This is a genomic window from Brevibacterium sp. CCUG 69071, assembly GCF_021023135.1.
Lineage (GTDB): Bacteria > Actinomycetota > Actinomycetes > Actinomycetales > Brevibacteriaceae > Brevibacterium.
Genome location: NZ_PGFV01000002.1, coordinates 626718 through 644358, shown reverse-complemented (window position 1 = coordinate 644358; position 17641 = coordinate 626718). Strand labels below are relative to the sequence as shown.

Below are 17641 nucleotides of genomic sequence, written 5' to 3'. Positions count from 1 at the left end.
ACTATCTGGATCAGAACAATGCCCTCATCAGTGCGGTGCGTGCCTTGGCCACGGCCGGATCATCGGCGCCGAGGACTTCGAAGAGTTCGAGGACCCGCAGGCGCAACGATTCCTTCTCGTCTCCGGCGGAGGTGCGGATCAGCGCGATCAGCCGGGTGAAGGCATGTGCGGGATCACCGCCGACGACCTCGGCATCGGCGGCGGCCTTCGCGGCCTCGACGTCCTGCGGGTTCGCATCGGCTGCGGCGATGAGCTGTGCGGGGTCCTGATCGATGAGGCGACGGCCGAGGCCGGCGCGCGCGAGGCCGAACTTCGCCTCGTCATCGGCCGGCGATGCGGCCAGTGCCGCCTTGAACAGGGACTCGGCGGTGTCGAAGTCGCCCTTGCTCAGGGCCTCTTCGGCCTCCGGGTGGGCGGGGCCCGCGGGTTCGGGTTCGGCGCCGGCGACCACGGCATGCCCGGTCACGCCGTTCTCACCGGCGAGCTTGAGCAGCTCGTCGAGATAGGCCTTGACCTGCGGTTCGGGCAGCGCACTCTGGAACAGCGGCACCGGCTGGCCCTTGACGATCGCGACGACGTTCGGAATCGACTGCACCCCGAAGGCCTGCTGCAGACGCGGGTTGGCGTCGACGTCGACCTTGGCCAGGATCAGTCGACCGTTGTATGCGGAGACGAGGCGTTCGATGATCGGGGACAGCTGCTTGCACGGCTCGCACCATTCGGCCCACAGGTCGATGACGACCGGCACTCTGTCGGAGATCGCGACGACGTCGTTGAAGCTGGCCTCATCGACGTCGAAGACGAGGGCGGGCACGTTCACGGCGTTCGGGTCCTGACCCGCACCGCCGGGCTGTCCGGCCGGACCGCCCGTCTGTCCGCCGGGCTGCTGTTCGGTCGGCAGGTTCTTACTCCGCACCGCAGACAGGTCAAGACCCTGATTCTGCTGCGAGTTCTCCTGCGAGGGATCCATTGACACGTGGTCTCCTTTGCTGCGCGATGTCGCTTCGATGCCGTATGTGCAGTGCTCGGATCAGCCGAGTTCGGCTCCGGCCAGGGTCTCGGTTCCGCCGATCAGCCTGACCTTTCCGTCCTTGGGCACGATGAATGTGAGCACCTGGGTGGTCTTCGTCGTCACGGCCTTCTGGGTGCTGTCCTCACCGGTCAGCTCCTTCTGCGGGGTCGAGAGCGTCAGGGTTCCGGTCCGTCCGCCGGTCGACTCGGGGGTGATCGTCGATTCGGCTTCGATGACTCCGGTGACGACAGCTTCGTCTCCGGCGGTGCCCTGGGCGACGATCTCCTTTCCGGGGGTGTACTTGTACTTCACCTCGGCCTTGCCGTCCTCGGCGCTCTCCTTCTGTTTCTTCTGGTTGTCCCAGATCGACTTCGAGAAGCTGTCCGATTCGAAGCCCTTGGCCTCTTTGCTGTCCGCCCCGGATCCGAGCGCCTTGGCGTAGTTCGCCACGGCCTTCTCCGGGGTGGCGACGAAACCGTCGGCACCGGGGTCGAGCAGCTGGGAGCCCTGCCTGGCGTCGGGGATCTCGGGCAGTTCGGTGCCGGGGACCAGCTGAGTCTGCGACCACAGCTTGTAGTCCGCGCGCGGTTCCTCCTGAGTGAGCACGAGGAGTTGGGTCTGGTCGCCCGCCGAGGTGATCAGGCTCGTCATCCGCGGCCAGGTGTCGGTGGCGGCGGTGTAGTTGACGACGATGTCGTCGCTGGCCACGGCCGGCGGCAGCTTCTGCTTCTCGACCTTCTCCTTGACCTTGTAGGCGTCTTCGCGCTGTTTGAGGGCGGGGCCTGTGGCGCGTTCCTCGAGCTTCTTCTTGTCCGTCTTGTCATCGGCGGCCTTGACGTCCTCGGCCACGGAGTCGAGGATCCTCTTGACCTGGCCCTCGCTGACTCCGGCGGCCGCTGAGCTCGGGGCCTCCGACGGCTCGGGTGTCGGCAGCTCTTCGGGCCCGCAGGCGCTGAGCGCGAGCACGGGGACGATCGCGAAGGCGGTGCCGAATTCGGCGAGCTTGCGACGACGCTCCTGGCGGGCCTTGCGCCGGTTGGCTTCCTTCTTCGCGCTGCTGCGGCCGAAGATGAGGAGGACCATGCCGCCGAGGAAGACGGCGCCGCCGATGATCATCAGCGGAATCGCCCATGGGGTCTCGGCATGGTTCGGCCAGGACAGAGTCACGGTCTTGACCTGTCCTGCTTCGCCGTCTCCGGCGATGAGGAATCCGGTGCGGTTGGCGTCATCGGACCAGTCGAGGGTGACGGCATCGGTGCCGGTGACCTCAGACTCCCACAGGTCGGCGCCTGCGGGGTTGGGTACGGTGTTCTCGCCGTCCTTGGATTTGGTCGTCAGCTCCCCGCCCTCGGCCAGGCCGGTGACCCGGTCGACTGCGGATTCGCCCGTCCAGGCGTCGATGTTCTCGATCGGGGCCTGAGCGATCGTGAGATCTCCTGAGCCTTCGACCTTGAGGGTCGCGGGGGTTTCGTAGAGATTGAGCATTCCCGGGTCGACGACGACGGCCGGAGAATCCGCGTCGATCTGCGCAGTGGCGGTGATCGTGTCGTCGGGTGCCCACACAGTCTTCTGCAGGATGCCGAGGCCTCCGACAACGACACCCACCACCATGAGAATCACAGCAAGTGTGTAGCGCACGTACGAACCCTTTCCTCGACAACGCAAAACGGCACCCCGAACGACGGGGACTCTCCAAGTTTAGGTCACTGCCTTGACATTGCCTCTGTGCGCACACTCAGCGTGTGTCGAGAACCACAGAACCGCCTCGGCGATCAGGGCAGATGTCCTCGTGTCAGGCACCTGCCCTAAGCTGGGCGGGTGAGCAACGACAGAATTGTATGGATCGACTGTGAAATGACCGGCCTCGACGAGGTCAGGGACGAACTCATCGAGGTGGCGGCCATCGTCACCGACTTCGAGCTCAACCCTCTCGACGACGGCATCGACATCGTCATCAGGCCCTCCGCCGAGGCGCTGGAGAACATGAACGAGTTCGTCACCAAGATGCACACGAACTCGGGGCTGATCACCGAGCTCGATGCCGGCACCACCGTCGCCGAGGCGCAGACGCAGGTGCTCGAGTACGTGAAGAAGCATGTTCCCGAGTCCGGGAAGGCCCCGCTGGGCGGCAATTCCGTGGGCACCGACAAGGTGTTCCTGTCCAAGCAGATGCCCGAACTCGTCAACCATCTGCACTACCGCATCATCGACGTCTCCTCGATCAAGGAACTGTCCAAGCAGTGGTTCCCCCGCGCCTACTTCCAGTCCCCGGAGAAGCACGGCAACCACCGCGCCCTCGGCGACATCCTCGACTCGATCGTCGAACTCAACTACTACCGGAAGGCCGTGTTCTCGGCCGAGGGCCCCAGTTCCGATGAGGCGAAGTCCATCGCCGCCGAGGTGGCCGCCAGCATTCCGCGCTGACCCGAGCTTTCCCTTAGCCCGCCTTCTTCTCGGGGTGGGCGAAGATCGTCGATGGGAAGGCTCCCGCTTGGGCGAGCACTTTGATCAGGCTCCGGCTCGGGGTCAGCATCGACTCGATCTGCTCATCGCTGAGGACCGACCAGGCGTGCGCGACGGTGCCGTCGGTGAGGACTTCGACCTGCTCCTTGAGCTCGCGTCCCGCCTCGGTGATGGCCGGCAGATCGTGACCGCGCTCGTCCTGGCCGATGGTGATCAGACCGGCCTCGGCCAGCCGTGACTGCGCTGCGGCCCATTCCTCATCGGTGTAGCCGCGGGTCTTCTGGGCGGCCCGAGGCCTGAACGAGGCGCCGGTGGCGACGTCGAGCAGAAGCGCATCGATGCCGGGCACTCCTGTCGTGACCAGGGATGCCACATGGCCGTCCCCGCGGAATTCGCGGGCCACTGTCGCAGTGTCCCAGAGTCGCTCGAAAGGTGTGCGCGGTTCGTGTCCGGCGATCGCATCGGCCGTCGCCGACGCCAGCGCCCGGCCCGTGAAGTCCATGTTCTCAAGCACCGGGGCCAGGTCCGTCGACAGCTGCGTGGCCGCCTCGGTGAGGAGGGCGATGTCATCGCGGGTCGAATAGATCTCGTCCATGAACGCGGCGACCGCTTCGAAGCGGGTGGTGACCATGTCGTCCGGGGAGACGATGTCCCACAGCCTCGGGATCAGCGTGGCCACGAACGCCGGCGAGTAGTTGTAGTAGGCGGCGCTGACGACACCAGCGTTGACCCGTCCCAGAGGTGCCGACCGGGCCGCCATGTTTCCCTCGACACCGGGTTCGAGCCCGCGTGCAGCGTAGGCGCGACCGACCGTGTCGGAGAAGTAGATCGCCGCGTGGAACGAGTTGAGGCGGGCGGAGACGGTCCTGATGCTGCTCGTGCGGTGAGAGTCCATGACGCAATCCTAGGGTCAGGCGCCGACTGCGTCCACGCTCTCGCATCATCGGATCAGACTCGCAGCCTTGTGCAGGCGCAGATCGCTGCGGCGTGTGGGGCCCGGTCGCTGATGCGAGTGGGGCGGTTGAGCATCGACGGCCGTGATCAGCGACAATGGTGTCCATGACGACCGCGCGCACCCTGGAGTACCCACACGAACCTCGGCGCCGCACCTCGCGGCGGACGAAGCTCATCATCGCCGCGATCATCATCGTCCTCACTCTCCTCATCGGCGCGATCGCAGCCGACCGAATCGTCGACTTCACGACCGAACGACGGATCGAGCAGAGCCTCACGGACTACGGCGAAGCCGATGTCTCCGTCGAGGGCTTCCCCGTGCTCACGCAGATGGCCGGAGGGAAACTCGACTCCGTTCACGTCACTGCAGCGAAGGCCCGCTATGAGAACGTCGACTTCACGAACGTCGACGCCCGACTCTACGACGTCCCCGTCGACACCTCCCGACCGGTCGGCACGGTGGAGGCGAGTGCCGTACTCCCCCTGACCACCCTCGATTCGCTCGCCGCCGAGCATACCTCCCTGCCGGAGGGAATGAGCTTCACCACGGACGGCGGCCAGCTGTACCTCAAGGGTTCCCTGCTGGGTCAGGATCTGCTCATCGGCATCGACCCGCAGGCCGATTCCCGGCAGGCCGTGGTCAATGCGACGACGATCCGCCTCGGTTCCGCCGAGGTCGACGTCGCCTCGCTGCCGGGGTTCCTCACCTCGGCGATCTCCGATATCGTCATCGACCTCGACTTCCTGCCCGCCGGCCTCGAACTCACGGACATCGAGGCCATCGATGCCGGACTCAAGGTCAGCCTGCACGGGACCGGGGTCTCACTGTCCTGACCCGGGTGGATTCGGATCGGCCCTGAGATACGTGCAGGCGGCCCTGAGATACGCGCAGGCGATGGGGTAATGTTCCGCGGGTGACGACACCCATTCCAGCCGTGGCCGACGATTCGAGCCGTTACCGACCCGAGCCCTCCGTTCTCACGGCACTGAGGTCGCCGAGGCTGCTCACCCGTGAGGTCCTCGCCGGCCTCGTCGTCGGATTGGCTCTCATTCCCGAGGCGATCGCCTTCTCGATCATCGCCGGGGTCGACCCGAAGGTGGGGCTGTTCTCGGCCTTCATCATGGCCGTCTCGATCGCCTTCCTCGGCGGTCGGCCGGCGATGATCTCGGCGGCCACGGGAGCCGTCGCCCTCGTCATCGCCCCGGTCGCCCGCGAGCACGGGATGGACATGTTCATCGCCACGGTGATGCTCGCCGGAGTGTTCCAGATCCTGCTTGCCGTCTGCGGGGTCGCGAAGCTCATGCGCTTCATCCCCCGCAGCGTCATGGTCGGTTTCGTCAATGCGCTGTCGATCCTCGTCTTCGCCGCCCAGCTGCCCCATGTCATCGGTGTGCCGTGGATGGTCTACCCGCTGCTGGGGCTGGGCATCCTCGTCCTCGTGGTCATGCCGAGGCTGACGAAGATCGTGCCAGCACCCCTGATCACGATCGCTCTGATCACCGGCATCGCCGTCGTCTTCGCCATCGACGTGCCCACTGTCAGCGATCAGGGCGAACTGCCGCGCAGTCTGCCCGAGCTCTTCATCCCGCACGTGCCGCTGAACTGGGAGACCCTGCGCACGATCGCCCCGTACTCCCTGGCGATGGCGCTTGTGGGTCTGATGGAGTCGCTGATGACAGCGAAACTCGTCGACGAGATCACCGACACCCACTCGAACAAGACCCGCGAATCCTGGGGTCAGGGTGCTGCGAACATGCTCTCGGGCCTCTTCGGCGGGATGGGCGGCTGCGCGATGATCGGGCAGACGATGATCAACGTCCGCGCCTCGGGAGCGCGGACTCGGATCTCGACGTTCATGGCCGGAGCCTTCCTGCTGCTCTTCGTCGTCGTCCTCGGCGACATCGTCGGCATGATCCCGATGGTCGCGCTCGCGGCGATCATGATGATGGTCTGCGTCGACACCTTCGACTGGCATTCGATCCGCCCGGCGACGCTGAAGATGCTGCCGAAGTCGGAGACCGCTGTCATGGTCATCACCGTCACCGCCGTCGTCCTCACCGAGAATCTGGCGATCGGCGTGGTCATCGGAGTCTTCGTCGCCAGCGTCCTCTTCGTCCGCCGTGTGGCTCACTTCGTCACCGTCGAACGTACGGTCTCCCCCGGTGGCGAGGACGTCCACTACTCGGTCACCGGTGAGCTGTTCTTCGCCTCTTCGAATGACCTGACCACACAGTTCCACTATTCGCACGACCCCGATCACATCATCATCGATATGAGCCGCTCCCATGTGTGGGATGCCTCGACGGTCGCAGCCCTCGACGCGATCGTGACGAAATATGAGGCCCGAGGCGCCCTGGTGGAGCTGCGCGGGATGAACGAATACACCGAAGCCATCCACGCCCGACTCTCGGGCGGGCTGGGTTAGACTTGTCAGCGATGTCACGCCCAGCCCCTGCCGCCGTCTTCGCACCCAAGGTGTGGGTCCTGCCGCACCCGGGCACCAACGGCTACATCACCTCATGGGGCGAGATGCTGTCTGGCACCGCACCATTTTCGGCCGGAGTTCCACTCCGGCCCGCCCTCTGAGCACGCCCAGGCACCCCTGGACGCTCAGGCACCTCTGCACGCATTTCGGGTCGGAATCCACCGTCGACCGACTACGAAATGGGTTTTCTGTGACCTCTGCATCTTCTGCACCCCACTCCTCCCGCCTTCTCAACGTCCTGCGCATGGACACCGTCGGCGGCGCCCTCCTGCTCGCCGCCACAGTGGCGGCCCTGATCTGGGCCAATTCCCCGGCTTCCAGTTCGTACTTCTCGATCCGGGACTTCGAGCTCGGGTTCGAACCCTGGCATCTCAAGCTCAGCCTCGGGCAGTGGGCAGCCGACGGGCTGCTCGCGATCTTCTTCTTCCTCGTCGGCCTCGAACTCAAGGTCGAGTTCACCAAAGGCAGCCTGCGCAGCTTCTCGACCGCCATCGTCCCGATCTCGGCGGCGGCCGGCGGGGTGCTGATCCCCGCCGTCATCTACGCCGGCCTCCTCGTCGCGAGTCCGGAGCTGCTGGGCGGGTGGGCGATTCCGACCGCCACGGATATCGCCTTCGCCGTGGCCGTGCTCGCCCTCGCCGGCTCACACTTGCCCGGAGCGCTGCGGGTCTTCCTTCTCACCCTTGCCGCGGTCGACGATCTGTTGGCGATCACCATCATCGCGGTCTTCTACACCGAAGAGATCAGTCTGCTCGCTCTGGCAGCCGCCCTGGCTGCGGCTCTTGTCTTCGGTGCCCTGACTTGGAGGTTCACGGACTTCTTCCGCCGACACGGCTGGGCGGCGTGGCTGATCCTGCTGCCGCTGGGCGTGGTCGCCTGGGGGTTCATGCATGCCTCAGGGGTGCACGCGACGATCGCCGGAGTCATCCTCGGCTTCGCGGTCCCGGTACTCGCCCGGAAACCGAGACGGGCCGTCCCGCTCGCCTCGGACGGGGGAAATTCGGGAATCGCCGCCGAGGCGACACCGGGTCTCGCCGAGATCCTCGAACATCGCCTGCGTCCGCTCTCAAGCGGATTCGCCGTCCCCGTGTTCGCGTTCTTCGCCGCCGGGGTGGCCGTGGGAGGTCGCTCCGGTCTGATCGAGGCCTTCTCCCAGCCGCTGACCTTCGCCATCATCGCCGCTCTCGTTCTCGGCAAACCGCTGGGCATTCTCTCCTCCACGTGGCTGATCAGCAAGTTCACTCGCGCATCCCTCGATCCCAGCCTCAAGTGGATCGATCTCATGGGCATCGGTCTGCTCGCCGGCATCGGATTCACCGTGTCCCTGCTCGTCGCCGAGCTCAGCTTCGCCTCCGGCTCGGCCGAGCACGACCATGCGAAGGTCGCTATCCTCACCGCCTCGCTCCTCGCGGCGGTGCTCGCTACGCTCGTACTGACCATCCGGAATCGGCACTACCGCCGACAGTCCTTGAAACGAGAGGCTCACCGATGAGCACGATCAGCCCGGTCCGCGAACGCTTCGACGCCGAACTCACCCACCTGGCCACCCTCACCGATTCGACACGGCCGGGATGGACCCGTCGGGCGCTGAGCGAGGAGGACATCGCCGGTCGTGACTTCGCTCGCTCACTGATGAGACAGGCGGGACTGACCACCCGCGTCGACGGTGCCGGCAACGTCATCGGCGTGCTGCCCGGGCGTCTCGGCGGTCGGCAGATCATGCTCGGCTCCCACACCGACACCGTCGACGGCGGCGGCCGCTTCGACGGGATCACCGGCGTGCTCGGCGCCATCGAGGTCGTCCGACTGCTGCGCGAGAACGACATCCGACTCGACCATGACCTCGTCATCGTCGTGTTCTTCAATGAAGAGCCCAATGACTTCGGATTCTTCTGCTTGGGCTCTCGGGCGATGACGGGTCTGGTCGACCGTTCCACCCTGGCGGCCACGGACTCCACCGGTCGCACTCTCGCCCAGGCTCTGCCGGACTCCGGGATCGACCCCGAGGAGTTTCTGACCTCCGGCTTCGATTTCACGAATGTCACCGCGTTCCTCGAACTCCATATCGAGCAGGGTCCCGAACTCGAACGTGGCGGAGCCCAGATCGGAGTCGTCGAGACGATCACCGGGATCAACCATTTCCGGGCTCTGTTCACCGGCCGTCAAGACCATGCGGGAACGACGAGCATGAGTGTCCGCGCCGATGCCGGATGTGCTGCCGCCGGAACCGTCCTCGCCGTGGAGTCGATCGCCGAATCGGGAACGAACACCCGCGGCACTTCCGGGCAGATCAGGTTCACCCCCGAAGCCGTCAACGTCGTCAGTGAGAACGCTGTCGTCGAGGGAGAATTCCGCGGCCCCGACGGTTCCTGGCTGCACGAAGCGGCGCGACGGCTCACCGAGGCCGCCGGGCAGGAGGCCGATAGGCGCGGGGTCACGATGGAGATCGAATGGACCACTGATGACGCTCCCGTACCCCTAAACCAGCCGATCACCGCGACCATCACCGAGGCGGCAGCCGAGCTCGGTCTGTCCCGGTCCAGAATGTTCTCGGGCGCCGGACACGATGCCGGCATCATCGCCGCGAAGACTCAGGTCGGCATGATCTTCGTTCCCTCCGTCGACGGGCGCAGCCACTGTCCCGAGGAGTTCACCGCACTCGATGGCGTCCTGCCGGGGATCTCGGTGCTGCTGGAGACGGTGCTGCGCCTGGACGGTTCACTGAGGCACTGACAGCCCGGTCACAGCCTCGGCGATTAGGCTTCGACTCGACAGACCCCACGAAGAAGGAGCCGACATGGCATTCGACAAATTCCTCGACAAGGCGAAGAACCTCGCCAACGACCCGAAGATCAAGGACAAGCTCAACTCCGAGAAGGCCGAGAAAGTCACCGACTCGATCCTCGACAAGGCCGCGGGAGCTGCCGAATCGCTCACGGGCGGCAAACACACGGAGAAGATCCAGAAAGCCCGCGACGCCGCCGACAAGGCGATCGGATCGGACAGGAACGATTCTCCGAATCAGAACGACGCAGAAAACAGGAACGACTCGACCACCAGGAATGACAACCCCGAGCAGGGCAATTCCACGAACGATTCGGATCGCTCCGAAAACCGCTGAGCATCGGGCATCTCGCGTCCGCGGACGTCAGTACTCCGTATCGATCACCGGTTCGACCAGGTCATCGGGATCCGCATCGACCGTGATCCGCACGGCCTCGACATCGGTGCGATCGGAGGCCCTGAGTTCATCCTTGGAGAACGTCCAGACGTCTCCCTCCTGGCCCCCGCAGGTTCTGCCCTGCGGGGGCCAGTCCTCGCAGTGGGCTGTCAGAATCGGGGCCTCCGACTTCACGATGAGGTCGCCGCTGACCAGGGGACGGAAGTACACGTCGACGTGTTTGGCGGCCGGCACCGCGGCGCCGGTGACTCGGTAGTCGACCGTTCCTTCGGTCTTCCCCTTCGGCAGTTTGCCCAAGGCCGAGATATCGACGGCGTGGATCTCCTTCTCAACGGCCACCTCGGCGGGTTGACCGGCGATGACGATCGACGGATCAGAGTACTCGGCACGCAGATAGGGCGGCAGCAGTGCCTCGGTGTCGGGAAGCCGGAAGCCGTCGTGGATCTCCCCGCCGAAGGGATAGCCGCTCTCGAGGGCCATATCGATGACCTGCACCGTCTCGACGTCATAGGTCCCATCCGCGGCGATGGTCACGAGATGGGTCGCTATCTTGCCCCGGTACGGATTGGGTGCGGCGTCGGCGCTCTGAGCGTTCATCCCCTCGCCGATCACGAGTCCGCCGAGGATCATGAGAGTGATGAACAGCGCCGCGACGATCGACACCCTGCGGCGCCTCGTCGCGGCATCAGCCCGGGTCTTCGGTTGAGAAGTGTGAGACATGTGAGTCGTGTGAGGCATCAGCTGACCTTCTCTTGTGCTGGGATCGGAGCGGTCTGCATTCCCTCGGGCGGGGCGAAGCCGATCGCCTTGATCCTCACTCCGTTCTCCTGCCGCCAGGTCAGTTCTCGGCCGTCCTGTCCACTTCTGCGGTCATCGAGGCCGGCGCAGTCGGCGTCGGGTTCGAAGGTGCCATTCGACGGCAGGCAGCGGATCTCTCCGCCGTCGGTGAGGGTGACGCTGCGGACACCTCGGGACTGAGAGGACTCCCCGGGAAAGCCCAGCGGCAGCACAAACAGTGCCTGACCGCCGATGTCGAGGTACACCTCGTCGAGGGTGTAGCTGAAGTCGATGACGTGCCGTCCGGCCTCCCAGACGGTCGCACTTCCACCGTCGACGTCCGGACGGGTGAAGATGTATCTCGTCGAGGGAAAACGGTCGTGGGCCTTCGAATCGTCGAGGTCGACCGTGAGTTCGACCTTGACGGCGGGATTCTCCTGCGTCGAATCGGCCGCCGTGCTCAGCTCCACGGCGGCGATATCGACGATCCGGGGTTTGAGCACATAGCGCGGCCGATCCGGCTCATCGCGCCACCCGAGCTGGTCTTCGCCGACCCACCAGCTCAGATCCGCGACGCCGGTGGGCGGTGCCTCGAAGATCAGCCGTTGGCGCACCTGCAGGGTGCCATCGGGATGCGGGGTCACCTCGGCGGTGATCTCCTCAGGCGTCAGCGCCTCCTCCGACAGGCGTTCGCTGGTACCGGAGGGCGGCTCGACGGCATCTCTGACCATGATGGCCACGACGACTGCGATCACCAAGGCGGCCGCGATCGTGCCGAGGAGGATGAGTCTGGTCTTGGGCTGCATCGCCTCAGACTATTTCCGCGCCCGGTCCGGCGATCGTCCCTGCCGTGCCAGTTCGGCAACATGCGTGACGGGTTCGGCGCGGGCCCACGCACACCCACCGGCCTGACCTCGGCGGTCGTCTGTGTGAGAATGGCACTCTGAGCTTTTCGAGCTCACTGGCTGCAACCGAGCGGCAGGAGCTGGGACCTGCGGATTCCGCGGCCCCCCGACACCGCCGACAGCCGACCCGAACGATCAGCGCGAGACCAGAGCTCGACGCGAGCCCACAGATCCACTCGAAACATCAGGAGGTGCAATGCGATCCCCCATCCCGGATTTCCTCGACGAAACCCTCAACCGGCATCGGTCCGACCGTTCCGGGGAGAATGCGGACTACATCCCGGACCTGGCGGCCGCCGATCCGGAGAAGCTAGGCATCTGCATCTCCACGCTCGACGGGGTCGAGTACACCTCCGGGGACTCGGAGTTCGAGTTCTCCATCCAATCGATGTCGAAGCCCTTCATCTACGGGCTCGCGCTCGAACAGGCGGGACTGCCGGCCGTCCTCGACATGGTCGGAGTCGAACCCAGCGGTGAGAAGTTCAACGAGCTCTCGCTCGACAAGAAGTCCGGAAAACCGCTCAACCCGATGATCAACGCCGGGGCGCTGGCCATCCACTCCCTCCTCGGAAAGGACGGATCGAGCCTCGCCGAACGCACCGAGATCGCCCGCTCCGGACTCTCCCGCTTCGCCGGCCGGGACCTGCGGGTCGACGAATCCACGGCCGCAGGCGAGTGGGAGGCCGCGTACCGCAATATCGCCATCGCCAATATGTTGCGCTCCTACGACGTCTTCCTCGACGACCCGGACGACGTGGTGCAGGGATACATCGCCCAATGCTCGGTCCTCGTCACGGTCAAAGACCTTGCGATCATGGCGGCGACCCTGGCCGGCGGCGGTCTCAACCCGATCACCGGTGAGCAGGTGCTCTCACCCCGGGTCAACCGGCAGGTGCTCGCGGTGATGATGACCTGCGGAATGTACGACGCGGCCGGTGACTGGATGACGGAGATCGGGATTCCCGCCAAGAGCGGCGTCTCCGGCGGCGTATTCGGGGTCATGCCCGGTCAGGTCGGCATCGCCACCTTCTCGCCGAGGTTGGACCGACACGGGACCAGCGTGCGTGGGGCGAAGATCTTCCGCGATCTGTCGAACCGGCTGAGCCTGCACATCATGGACGCTCCCGAACCGGCGCGGTCGATCATCCGCCGCGACCGCCGCTTCGTCGGCAACAACGGTGAGATGGTGCGCATCTGCAGTCTCCAGGGACTCATCCAGTGGAGCGGGTCGGAGAACGTCATCCGCGCCATGGACGATCCCGCGACCAGCACGAACGTGTTCATCCTCGACCTGCGACGAGTCAACGAGATCAACGGGGTCGCGCGCAAGATGCTCACCGAGGCGCTGTCGCGGCTCAAGGAGGACGGCATCCGAGTCGTGCTCATGGATCCCGAGGACATGATGAAGTGCAAAGGCCCGGATTCGGCGCTGCCCGACGTTAAGATCCTCGATTCCCTCAAGTCCGTCAAAGGCCTCAAACGGGTCCGCAACGACCGTCGGCGGGAGATGGCCGACCGCTCCGTGTGAGCGCCTCAGCGTGTGAGCGCCGGGTCATGCTTGCCCGGGCCCTCGCCATCCCGTTGCATTCCTTTGATAAGGTGAGCCTTACAATCCCTTCAGCGCCGAGGTGGTCCTCCGACCGCCTCGGCGTGGGCTTTTCCACGGAAGGAACCCCATGACGGCATCCGCCACACCGGACCAGCGTCCCGCTCGTCCCCCGAAACCCCAGGCCATCCTCAGCGTCCAAGCGGTCGAGGAGATCACCCCGAACCTCATCCGCATCACCGCCGGCGGCGAGGGATTCGATGCGATCTCGAACAACGACGCGACCGACAAGTACGTCAAGATCATGTTCGCCGATCCGCAGCACGGGCTGACCCCGCCCTACGATCTGGCCGATCTGCGGGAGAACGTTCCCGAGAAGCTGCCGCGCAACCGCACCTACACGGTGCGCGAGATCAACGAGGCCGAGAAGTGGGTGAAGATCGACTTCGTCGTCCACGGCGATGAGGGCATCGCCGGCCCCTGGGCGAAGAGCACCCAGGTCGGCGATCAGATCGTCCTCGTCGGAGCCGGCGGCAAATACGCCCCGGAGGCCGATGCCCCCTGGCATCTGCTCATCGCCGACCACACCGCGATCCCGGCCGTCAGCTCCGCGCTCGAGGCGATGCCCGCCGAGGCGACCGGTGTGCTCCTCGCCAATGTCGAACACGACGAGGATCGACTGCTGCCCGAGCTGCCGGCCGGGTTCGACGTCACCTGGGTCGATTCGGACGAGGCGCTCATCGCCGCGGTGCGCGAGCTCGACTGGCCGGAGACCACTCCGCAGGTCTTCGCCCACGGCGAGCGCGAGACGATCAAGACGATCCGCAAGGTCCTCAAGGACCACGAGGTGCCCCGCGAGGCACTGTCGATCTCGGCCTATTGGGCCCACGGCCGCGCTGAGGACCAGTTCCAGGCCGAGAAGCGCGAACCCATCGGCAAGATCGAGGACTGACAGCCGGCCAGCCGCGGCGGAATCAGCGGCATCATCCGCGAGAGCCGACCGCAGCGTCGAGAGCAGAGTTCAGGAAGTCTGCTCTCCACGCGGCGGTCGGCTCTCGTCGCTCGTGTCTTCTCTCGAAGTGAGCCCACCGGCTCAGCGGCGACGACGGGTGAGGAGGAAGGCGACGACGCCGATAATGATCAGCCCGAGCGCGATCCCGCCGAGGATGAGGTACTGACCGAGGTCGGCACCCGTGCGCGGCAGGGGACCCGCATTGTCGTCGTCGGAGGAGTCGCTGCCGTTCTGTGAGCCCTCGGCCCCTTCTGACGCTTTCGAGCCTTCCGAGTCGGCTGACTGGTCTGCGTCCTGCGTGCCACTGGCGGAATCGGCGTCGGCCGCGTCGTCGCTGCCTGCTTCTGCACCCTCGGCGGCTCCGCTGTCGGCTTCCGCGCCGGCAGCCTCATCCGCGCCGCCTTCATCGTCCGCGGTACCTTCGCTATCCGCGCCGGCTTCCTCATCGCCATTCGCCTCGGACGAGGCCTCGGCGCCCTCGTCCCCATCATCGTCATCGGCGAGGTTCGCCACCGAGTACAGGCTCGTCGTGCCCGACACCTCATTGCCCACGACCAGCGCGGCCTCACCCGAAGGCGACTCATCAGCGGGGAGGAACGTGATTCCCTCCGGCCCGAGGTCCCCGGCGCTCGAGAGCAGTGCCTTCGGGTCCGAAGCATCCTCGATCTCGTCCTCGACCGAGACGGAGAAGTCACGGTTGTTGAAGTAGGTGACGAACTCGGGCGAAGCCGGGTCGCTGAGATCGAAGGCGGCGATTCCGCCGACCCGTTCGAAGCCGACGAAGGCGTAGGTCTTCTCCCCCACTTCCGCGATGGTCAGCGCCTCGGGCTCGGGTCCCTTGTCATCGCTGCGTCCCTCGAGGTTCGACTCGGAGTGGTTGGAGTTGAAGAAGTCGGGGATCGCCTCGGCGGTCATCTGCTCGAAGCTGTCACCGGAGTCGGCGACGAGCTTCCCGTCGGTCGTCCACACGGAGAATGAGCGGGTGCCGAAGGCATAGAGCTCCTCGTAGCAATCACCGTCCTCGCTCAGGCCCTTATCGGTGATGACGTTGAGCCGGCCCAGATCCTCATCGCCGAGTTTGTCAGCCAACGGCGAGTTCTCGCACACGGGTGCCAGGTCGTCCTCGCCGAGGTCTTTGACCCTGGCCGCGTCGATGAAATCGCCCCATTCTCGGGAGTCGCCTTCGTTCGCGGTGACCAGATAGTCGGTGCCGCCGGCGGAGAACGTCGAGATCGTATCGGGCATGTACGCGCCCTTGAGCCCCTCGTATTCGGTGATGTTGACCTCCGGGGCGTCCTCGGGATCCCGGTCGGAGGCGTCGAGTCCGTTGCCGGCCCGCCCGTGGTCCTTGAACCCGAGTGGGAGGATCTCGGTCACCTCGGCCGAGGCGACATCGACGACGGCGATCGCGTTGGCCTCCTGCAAGGTGGCATACGCTTTGTCCCCGGCCACCGTGATGTATTCGGGTTCGAGGTTGCGCGAGACCGACAGGTCACCCTCGGGATTCGGTCCGAAGATCCGCACGCCTTCGGGCAGGGTCTTCGCCCCGCCCTCCTCGAAGCCGTGGAAGTCAGCGGTGTGCACGCCCGAGGTCTCCGGCGCGGCCACCTCGGCGGGCAGGTCGATCACGGACACCGAGCCCTCCGGGTCGGCGGAGAAGTCATCGGCGGGCTCCCCTTCGTTGGCGACGAGCGCGTGTTCGCCGTCCGGGGTGACGGTGACCATGTCCGGCAGGGAGCCGACGGGCACGGTTCCCAGCACCGGCGCCGAGGTGTCGGTGGCGTCGAAGAACATCAGCGATCCCGGCTTCGTCTTGTCCTCGTCTTCGAGGGCGACGACGCCGAGCCCGTCCTCGCGGATCGCCACGGAGTTCGCCACGCCGGAGCCCGTGATCTCGCCGACCTTCTCGGGGCTCTTCGGGTCGGAGGCGTCGATGATGTCGACGGTGGCGGACTGCGCGTTGACGGTGAAGACGGTGTCGCCGTGGACGGCGGTGATCTCGGCGGCGGCCTCGTCGAACTGACCCGTTTCGTGGGAGCCGAGGAACCCGAGTTCGAGCGCGGCGTCCGGTGCGGAGTGGCTGATCGGATCGCTGACCTCGGCGGCGTGGGCTGCACCTCCGAGAGCGATCGTCTGGCCGATGGTGAGGCCGGCGGCCAAGGTCAGTGCGGCCAGTGAGGCAGTGATCGTCGTCGCGGCGGCGGGGTGCGTCATCGAGTCTCCGGAGTAGAAATGGGCGCGGGCCGAGCGTGCCCACAATCATCCATTCATAGGCAGTCAGTCTGGCCCCGCCCCGAACTGGAGATGGACGCCGGGTGAGCTCGGCACCCCCGCCGAGGCGGGAGTCCGGTGGCGGTGCCCAGCCCGCCGAGGTGGGTGCTCAGTCGAGGTCGAGGCGGTCGACCACCTCGGCGACCTTCGCCTTCTCCTCGTCGTCGAGTCCGAGGATGGGCAGCGGCAGACTTCCGGGGCCGACGAGCCCGAGGTGTTCGGCGATCGCCGCACTCACGCGCAGGCTGCCGCCGAATTCGGTGAACAGATCCCACAGGGGTTGGAGTTCGGCGGAGAGTTCGAGTGCGTGGTCGGCGCTGCCGAACTGTGCGGCACGGGTGATGTCGAGCATCGGGCCGGGCAGGGTGCCGCCGACGGCGGTGTACCAGGCGTCGCAGCCGGCGGTCAGTCCCGCGGCGCCGAAGACATCTCCGGAGATGCCGATCGTGACCTCGGCGCCGATTGCGGCGCGGATCTCGGCGATGTGATCGCACCAGCCGGACGGGGAGAGCGGGATGCCGGGGATCTTGATCGAGGCGACTGTGGGCAGTGCGGCCAGGCGGGAGTAGAGCTCGGTGGTGAAGGTGAAGTGGGTGGTGCCCGGGTTGTCGTAGACGACGATGGGCAGATCGGTAGCTTCGGAGACGGTGCGGAAGAGTTCGAACACATCGGTCTCCCGCAGTGCCTGGTAGCTCACGGGGGCGAGCAGGAGGCCCTGGGCACCGGCCGCTTCAGCGGAACGGACGTTGGCGAGAACATCGCGGGTGCGCAGGGCCCCGATGCCGACGAAGACCGGGATGTCGAGGGCGTTCTCGACGGTCAGCTCGGCCACGCGGGCGCGTTCTGCGGTATCGAGATAGGCATAGGATCCGGTCGATCCCAGCGCCGTGATGGAGTCGACGCCGGCGAGGACGAGGCGTTCGATGAGTCCGGTGTAGGCGTCCTCGTCGATGCGCTCATCGTTGAGCGGCGTCAGCGGGAAGGCGCTAAGCCCGGTGAACAGTGAGCGGTCGTAGTTGGGTGCGCTCGTCATG

Annotated in this window: 16 protein-coding genes; 9 read left to right on the top strand and 7 right to left on the bottom strand. The window is 65.9% G+C overall.

All coding sequences use genetic code 11. The annotated features are described in order from the left end of the window. Window positions 1-10: 10 nt before the first annotated feature. Window positions 11-970, bottom strand: a complete 960-nt coding sequence (locus tag CV023_RS08150; protein ID WP_230745185.1) for a tetratricopeptide repeat protein — start codon at window positions 968-970, stop codon at window positions 11-13. Window positions 971-1030: 60 nt separating this feature from the next. Beyond that, entirely contained in the window at window positions 1031-2650 is a 1620-nt protein-coding gene (locus CV023_RS08145; protein ID WP_230744966.1) for a hypothetical protein, read from the bottom strand. A gap of 180 nt (window positions 2651-2830) precedes the next feature. Here CV023_RS08145 and orn point away from each other — a divergent pair, with 180 nt between their 5' ends. Then, window positions 2831-3436, top strand: coding sequence for an oligoribonuclease (orn, locus tag CV023_RS08140; RefSeq protein WP_284934613.1), 606 nt, complete (start codon window positions 2831-2833; stop codon window positions 3434-3436). 13 nt (window positions 3437-3449) lie between these two features. Here orn and CV023_RS08135 read toward each other — a convergent pair whose 3' ends face one another. After that, window positions 3450-4370, bottom strand: a complete 921-nt coding sequence (locus tag CV023_RS08135) for an SCO6745 family protein (protein WP_230744965.1) — start codon at window positions 4368-4370, stop codon at window positions 3450-3452. Window positions 4371-4534: 164 nt separating this feature from the next. On the opposite strand from CV023_RS08135, the gene CV023_RS08130 reads away from it, so the two are divergent. The 6 genes from CV023_RS08130 to CV023_RS08105 all read left to right on the top strand — a co-directional run bounded on the left by CV023_RS08130 (window position 4535) and on the right by CV023_RS08105 (window position 10036). Further along, window positions 4535-5263 (top strand): LmeA family phospholipid-binding protein, encoded by a 729-nt coding sequence (locus CV023_RS08130; protein WP_230744964.1) that lies wholly within the window; start codon window positions 4535-4537, stop codon window positions 5261-5263. Between the two features lie 80 nt (window positions 5264-5343). After that, window positions 5344-6855: a SulP family inorganic anion transporter gene (locus CV023_RS08125; RefSeq protein WP_230744963.1), complete on the top strand. Its 1512-nt coding sequence runs from the start codon at window positions 5344-5346 to the stop codon at window positions 6853-6855. An 11-nt stretch (window positions 6856-6866) separates the two neighbouring features. After that, complete coding sequence (locus CV023_RS08120; protein ID WP_230744962.1) at window positions 6867-7016, top strand: hypothetical protein; 150 nt, start codon at window positions 6867-6869, stop codon at window positions 7014-7016. A gap of 143 nt (window positions 7017-7159) precedes the next feature. Continuing rightward, window positions 7160-8407, top strand: a complete 1248-nt coding sequence (gene nhaA / locus CV023_RS08115) for a Na+/H+ antiporter NhaA (protein WP_230745183.1) — start codon at window positions 7160-7162, stop codon at window positions 8405-8407. Next, on the top strand, window positions 8404-9648 hold the full coding sequence (locus CV023_RS08110) for a M20 family metallo-hydrolase (RefSeq protein WP_230744961.1): 1245 nt from the start codon (window positions 8404-8406) through the stop codon (window positions 9646-9648). The genes nhaA and CV023_RS08110 overlap by 4 nt, the downstream gene beginning before the upstream one ends. 64 nt (window positions 9649-9712) lie before the next feature. Next, entirely contained in the window at window positions 9713-10036 is a 324-nt protein-coding gene (locus CV023_RS08105; RefSeq protein WP_230744960.1) for an antitoxin, read from the top strand. Window positions 10037-10063: 27 nt separating this feature from the next. Here the strand turns inward: CV023_RS08105 and CV023_RS08100 are convergent, their stop codons facing one another. Both CV023_RS08100 and CV023_RS08095 read right to left on the bottom strand, forming a co-directional pair. Continuing rightward, window positions 10064-10816: a hypothetical protein gene (locus CV023_RS08100; RefSeq protein WP_230744959.1), complete on the bottom strand. Its 753-nt coding sequence runs from the start codon at window positions 10814-10816 to the stop codon at window positions 10064-10066. A gap of 17 nt (window positions 10817-10833) precedes the next feature. Then, window positions 10834-11679, bottom strand: coding sequence for a hypothetical protein (locus tag CV023_RS08095; protein WP_230744958.1), 846 nt, complete (start codon window positions 11677-11679; stop codon window positions 10834-10836). A 295-nt stretch (window positions 11680-11974) separates the two neighbouring features. Between CV023_RS08095 and CV023_RS08090 the strand changes: the two genes are divergently transcribed. Continuing rightward, a complete protein-coding gene (locus CV023_RS08090; protein ID WP_230744957.1) occupies window positions 11975-13306 on the top strand; it encodes a glutaminase in 1332 nt (443 codons plus the stop codon). A gap of 148 nt (window positions 13307-13454) precedes the next feature. Next, window positions 13455-14276, top strand: a complete 822-nt coding sequence (locus tag CV023_RS08085) for a siderophore-interacting protein (protein ID WP_230744956.1) — start codon at window positions 13455-13457, stop codon at window positions 14274-14276. Window positions 14277-14417: 141 nt separating this feature from the next. Here the strand turns inward: CV023_RS08085 and CV023_RS08080 are convergent, their stop codons facing one another. Together CV023_RS08080 and CV023_RS08075 are read right to left on the bottom strand one after the other, a co-directional pair. Beyond that, a complete protein-coding gene (locus tag CV023_RS08080) occupies window positions 14418-16550 on the bottom strand; it encodes a choice-of-anchor I family protein (protein WP_230744955.1) in 2133 nt (710 codons plus the stop codon). A gap of 166 nt (window positions 16551-16716) precedes the next feature. Next, window positions 16717-17640, bottom strand: coding sequence for a dihydrodipicolinate synthase family protein (locus CV023_RS08075; protein ID WP_230744954.1), 924 nt, complete (start codon window positions 17638-17640; stop codon window positions 16717-16719). Window position 17641: the final 1 nt, after the last annotated feature.

What these genes read in the sequence shown, in the direction of transcription:
- CV023_RS08085 (WP_230744956.1), top strand. Translation starts at nt 13,455, where the DNA reads ATGACGGCATCCGCCACACCGGACCAGCGTCCCGCTCGTCCCCCGAAA.
- nhaA (WP_230745183.1), top strand. Translation starts at nt 7,160, where the DNA reads ATGGACACCGTCGGCGGCGCCCTCCTGCTCGCCGCCACAGTGGCGGCC.
- CV023_RS08080 (WP_230744955.1), bottom strand. Translation starts at nt 16,550, where the DNA reads ATGACGCACCCCGCCGCCGCGACGACGATCACTGCCTCACTGGCCGCA.
- CV023_RS08150 (WP_230745185.1), bottom strand. Translation starts at nt 970, where the DNA reads ATGGATCCCTCGCAGGAGAACTCGCAGCAGAATCAGGGTCTTGACCTG.
- CV023_RS08090 (WP_230744957.1), top strand. Translation starts at nt 11,975, where the DNA reads ATGCGATCCCCCATCCCGGATTTCCTCGACGAAACCCTCAACCGGCAT.
- CV023_RS08095 (WP_230744958.1), bottom strand. Translation starts at nt 11,679, where the DNA reads ATGCAGCCCAAGACCAGACTCATCCTCCTCGGCACGATCGCGGCCGCC.
- CV023_RS08110 (WP_230744961.1), top strand. Translation starts at nt 8,404, where the DNA reads ATGAGCACGATCAGCCCGGTCCGCGAACGCTTCGACGCCGAACTCACC.
- CV023_RS08075 (WP_230744954.1), bottom strand. Translation starts at nt 17,640, where the DNA reads ATGACGAGCGCACCCAACTACGACCGCTCACTGTTCACCGGGCTTAGC.
- CV023_RS08105 (WP_230744960.1), top strand. Translation starts at nt 9,713, where the DNA reads ATGGCATTCGACAAATTCCTCGACAAGGCGAAGAACCTCGCCAACGAC.
- CV023_RS08100 (WP_230744959.1), bottom strand. Translation starts at nt 10,816, where the DNA reads ATGTCTCACACTTCTCAACCGAAGACCCGGGCTGATGCCGCGACGAGG.
- CV023_RS08120 (WP_230744962.1), top strand. Translation starts at nt 6,867, where the DNA reads ATGTCACGCCCAGCCCCTGCCGCCGTCTTCGCACCCAAGGTGTGGGTC.
- CV023_RS08135 (WP_230744965.1), bottom strand. Translation starts at nt 4,370, where the DNA reads ATGGACTCTCACCGCACGAGCAGCATCAGGACCGTCTCCGCCCGCCTC.
- CV023_RS08130 (WP_230744964.1), top strand. Translation starts at nt 4,535, where the DNA reads ATGACGACCGCGCGCACCCTGGAGTACCCACACGAACCTCGGCGCCGC.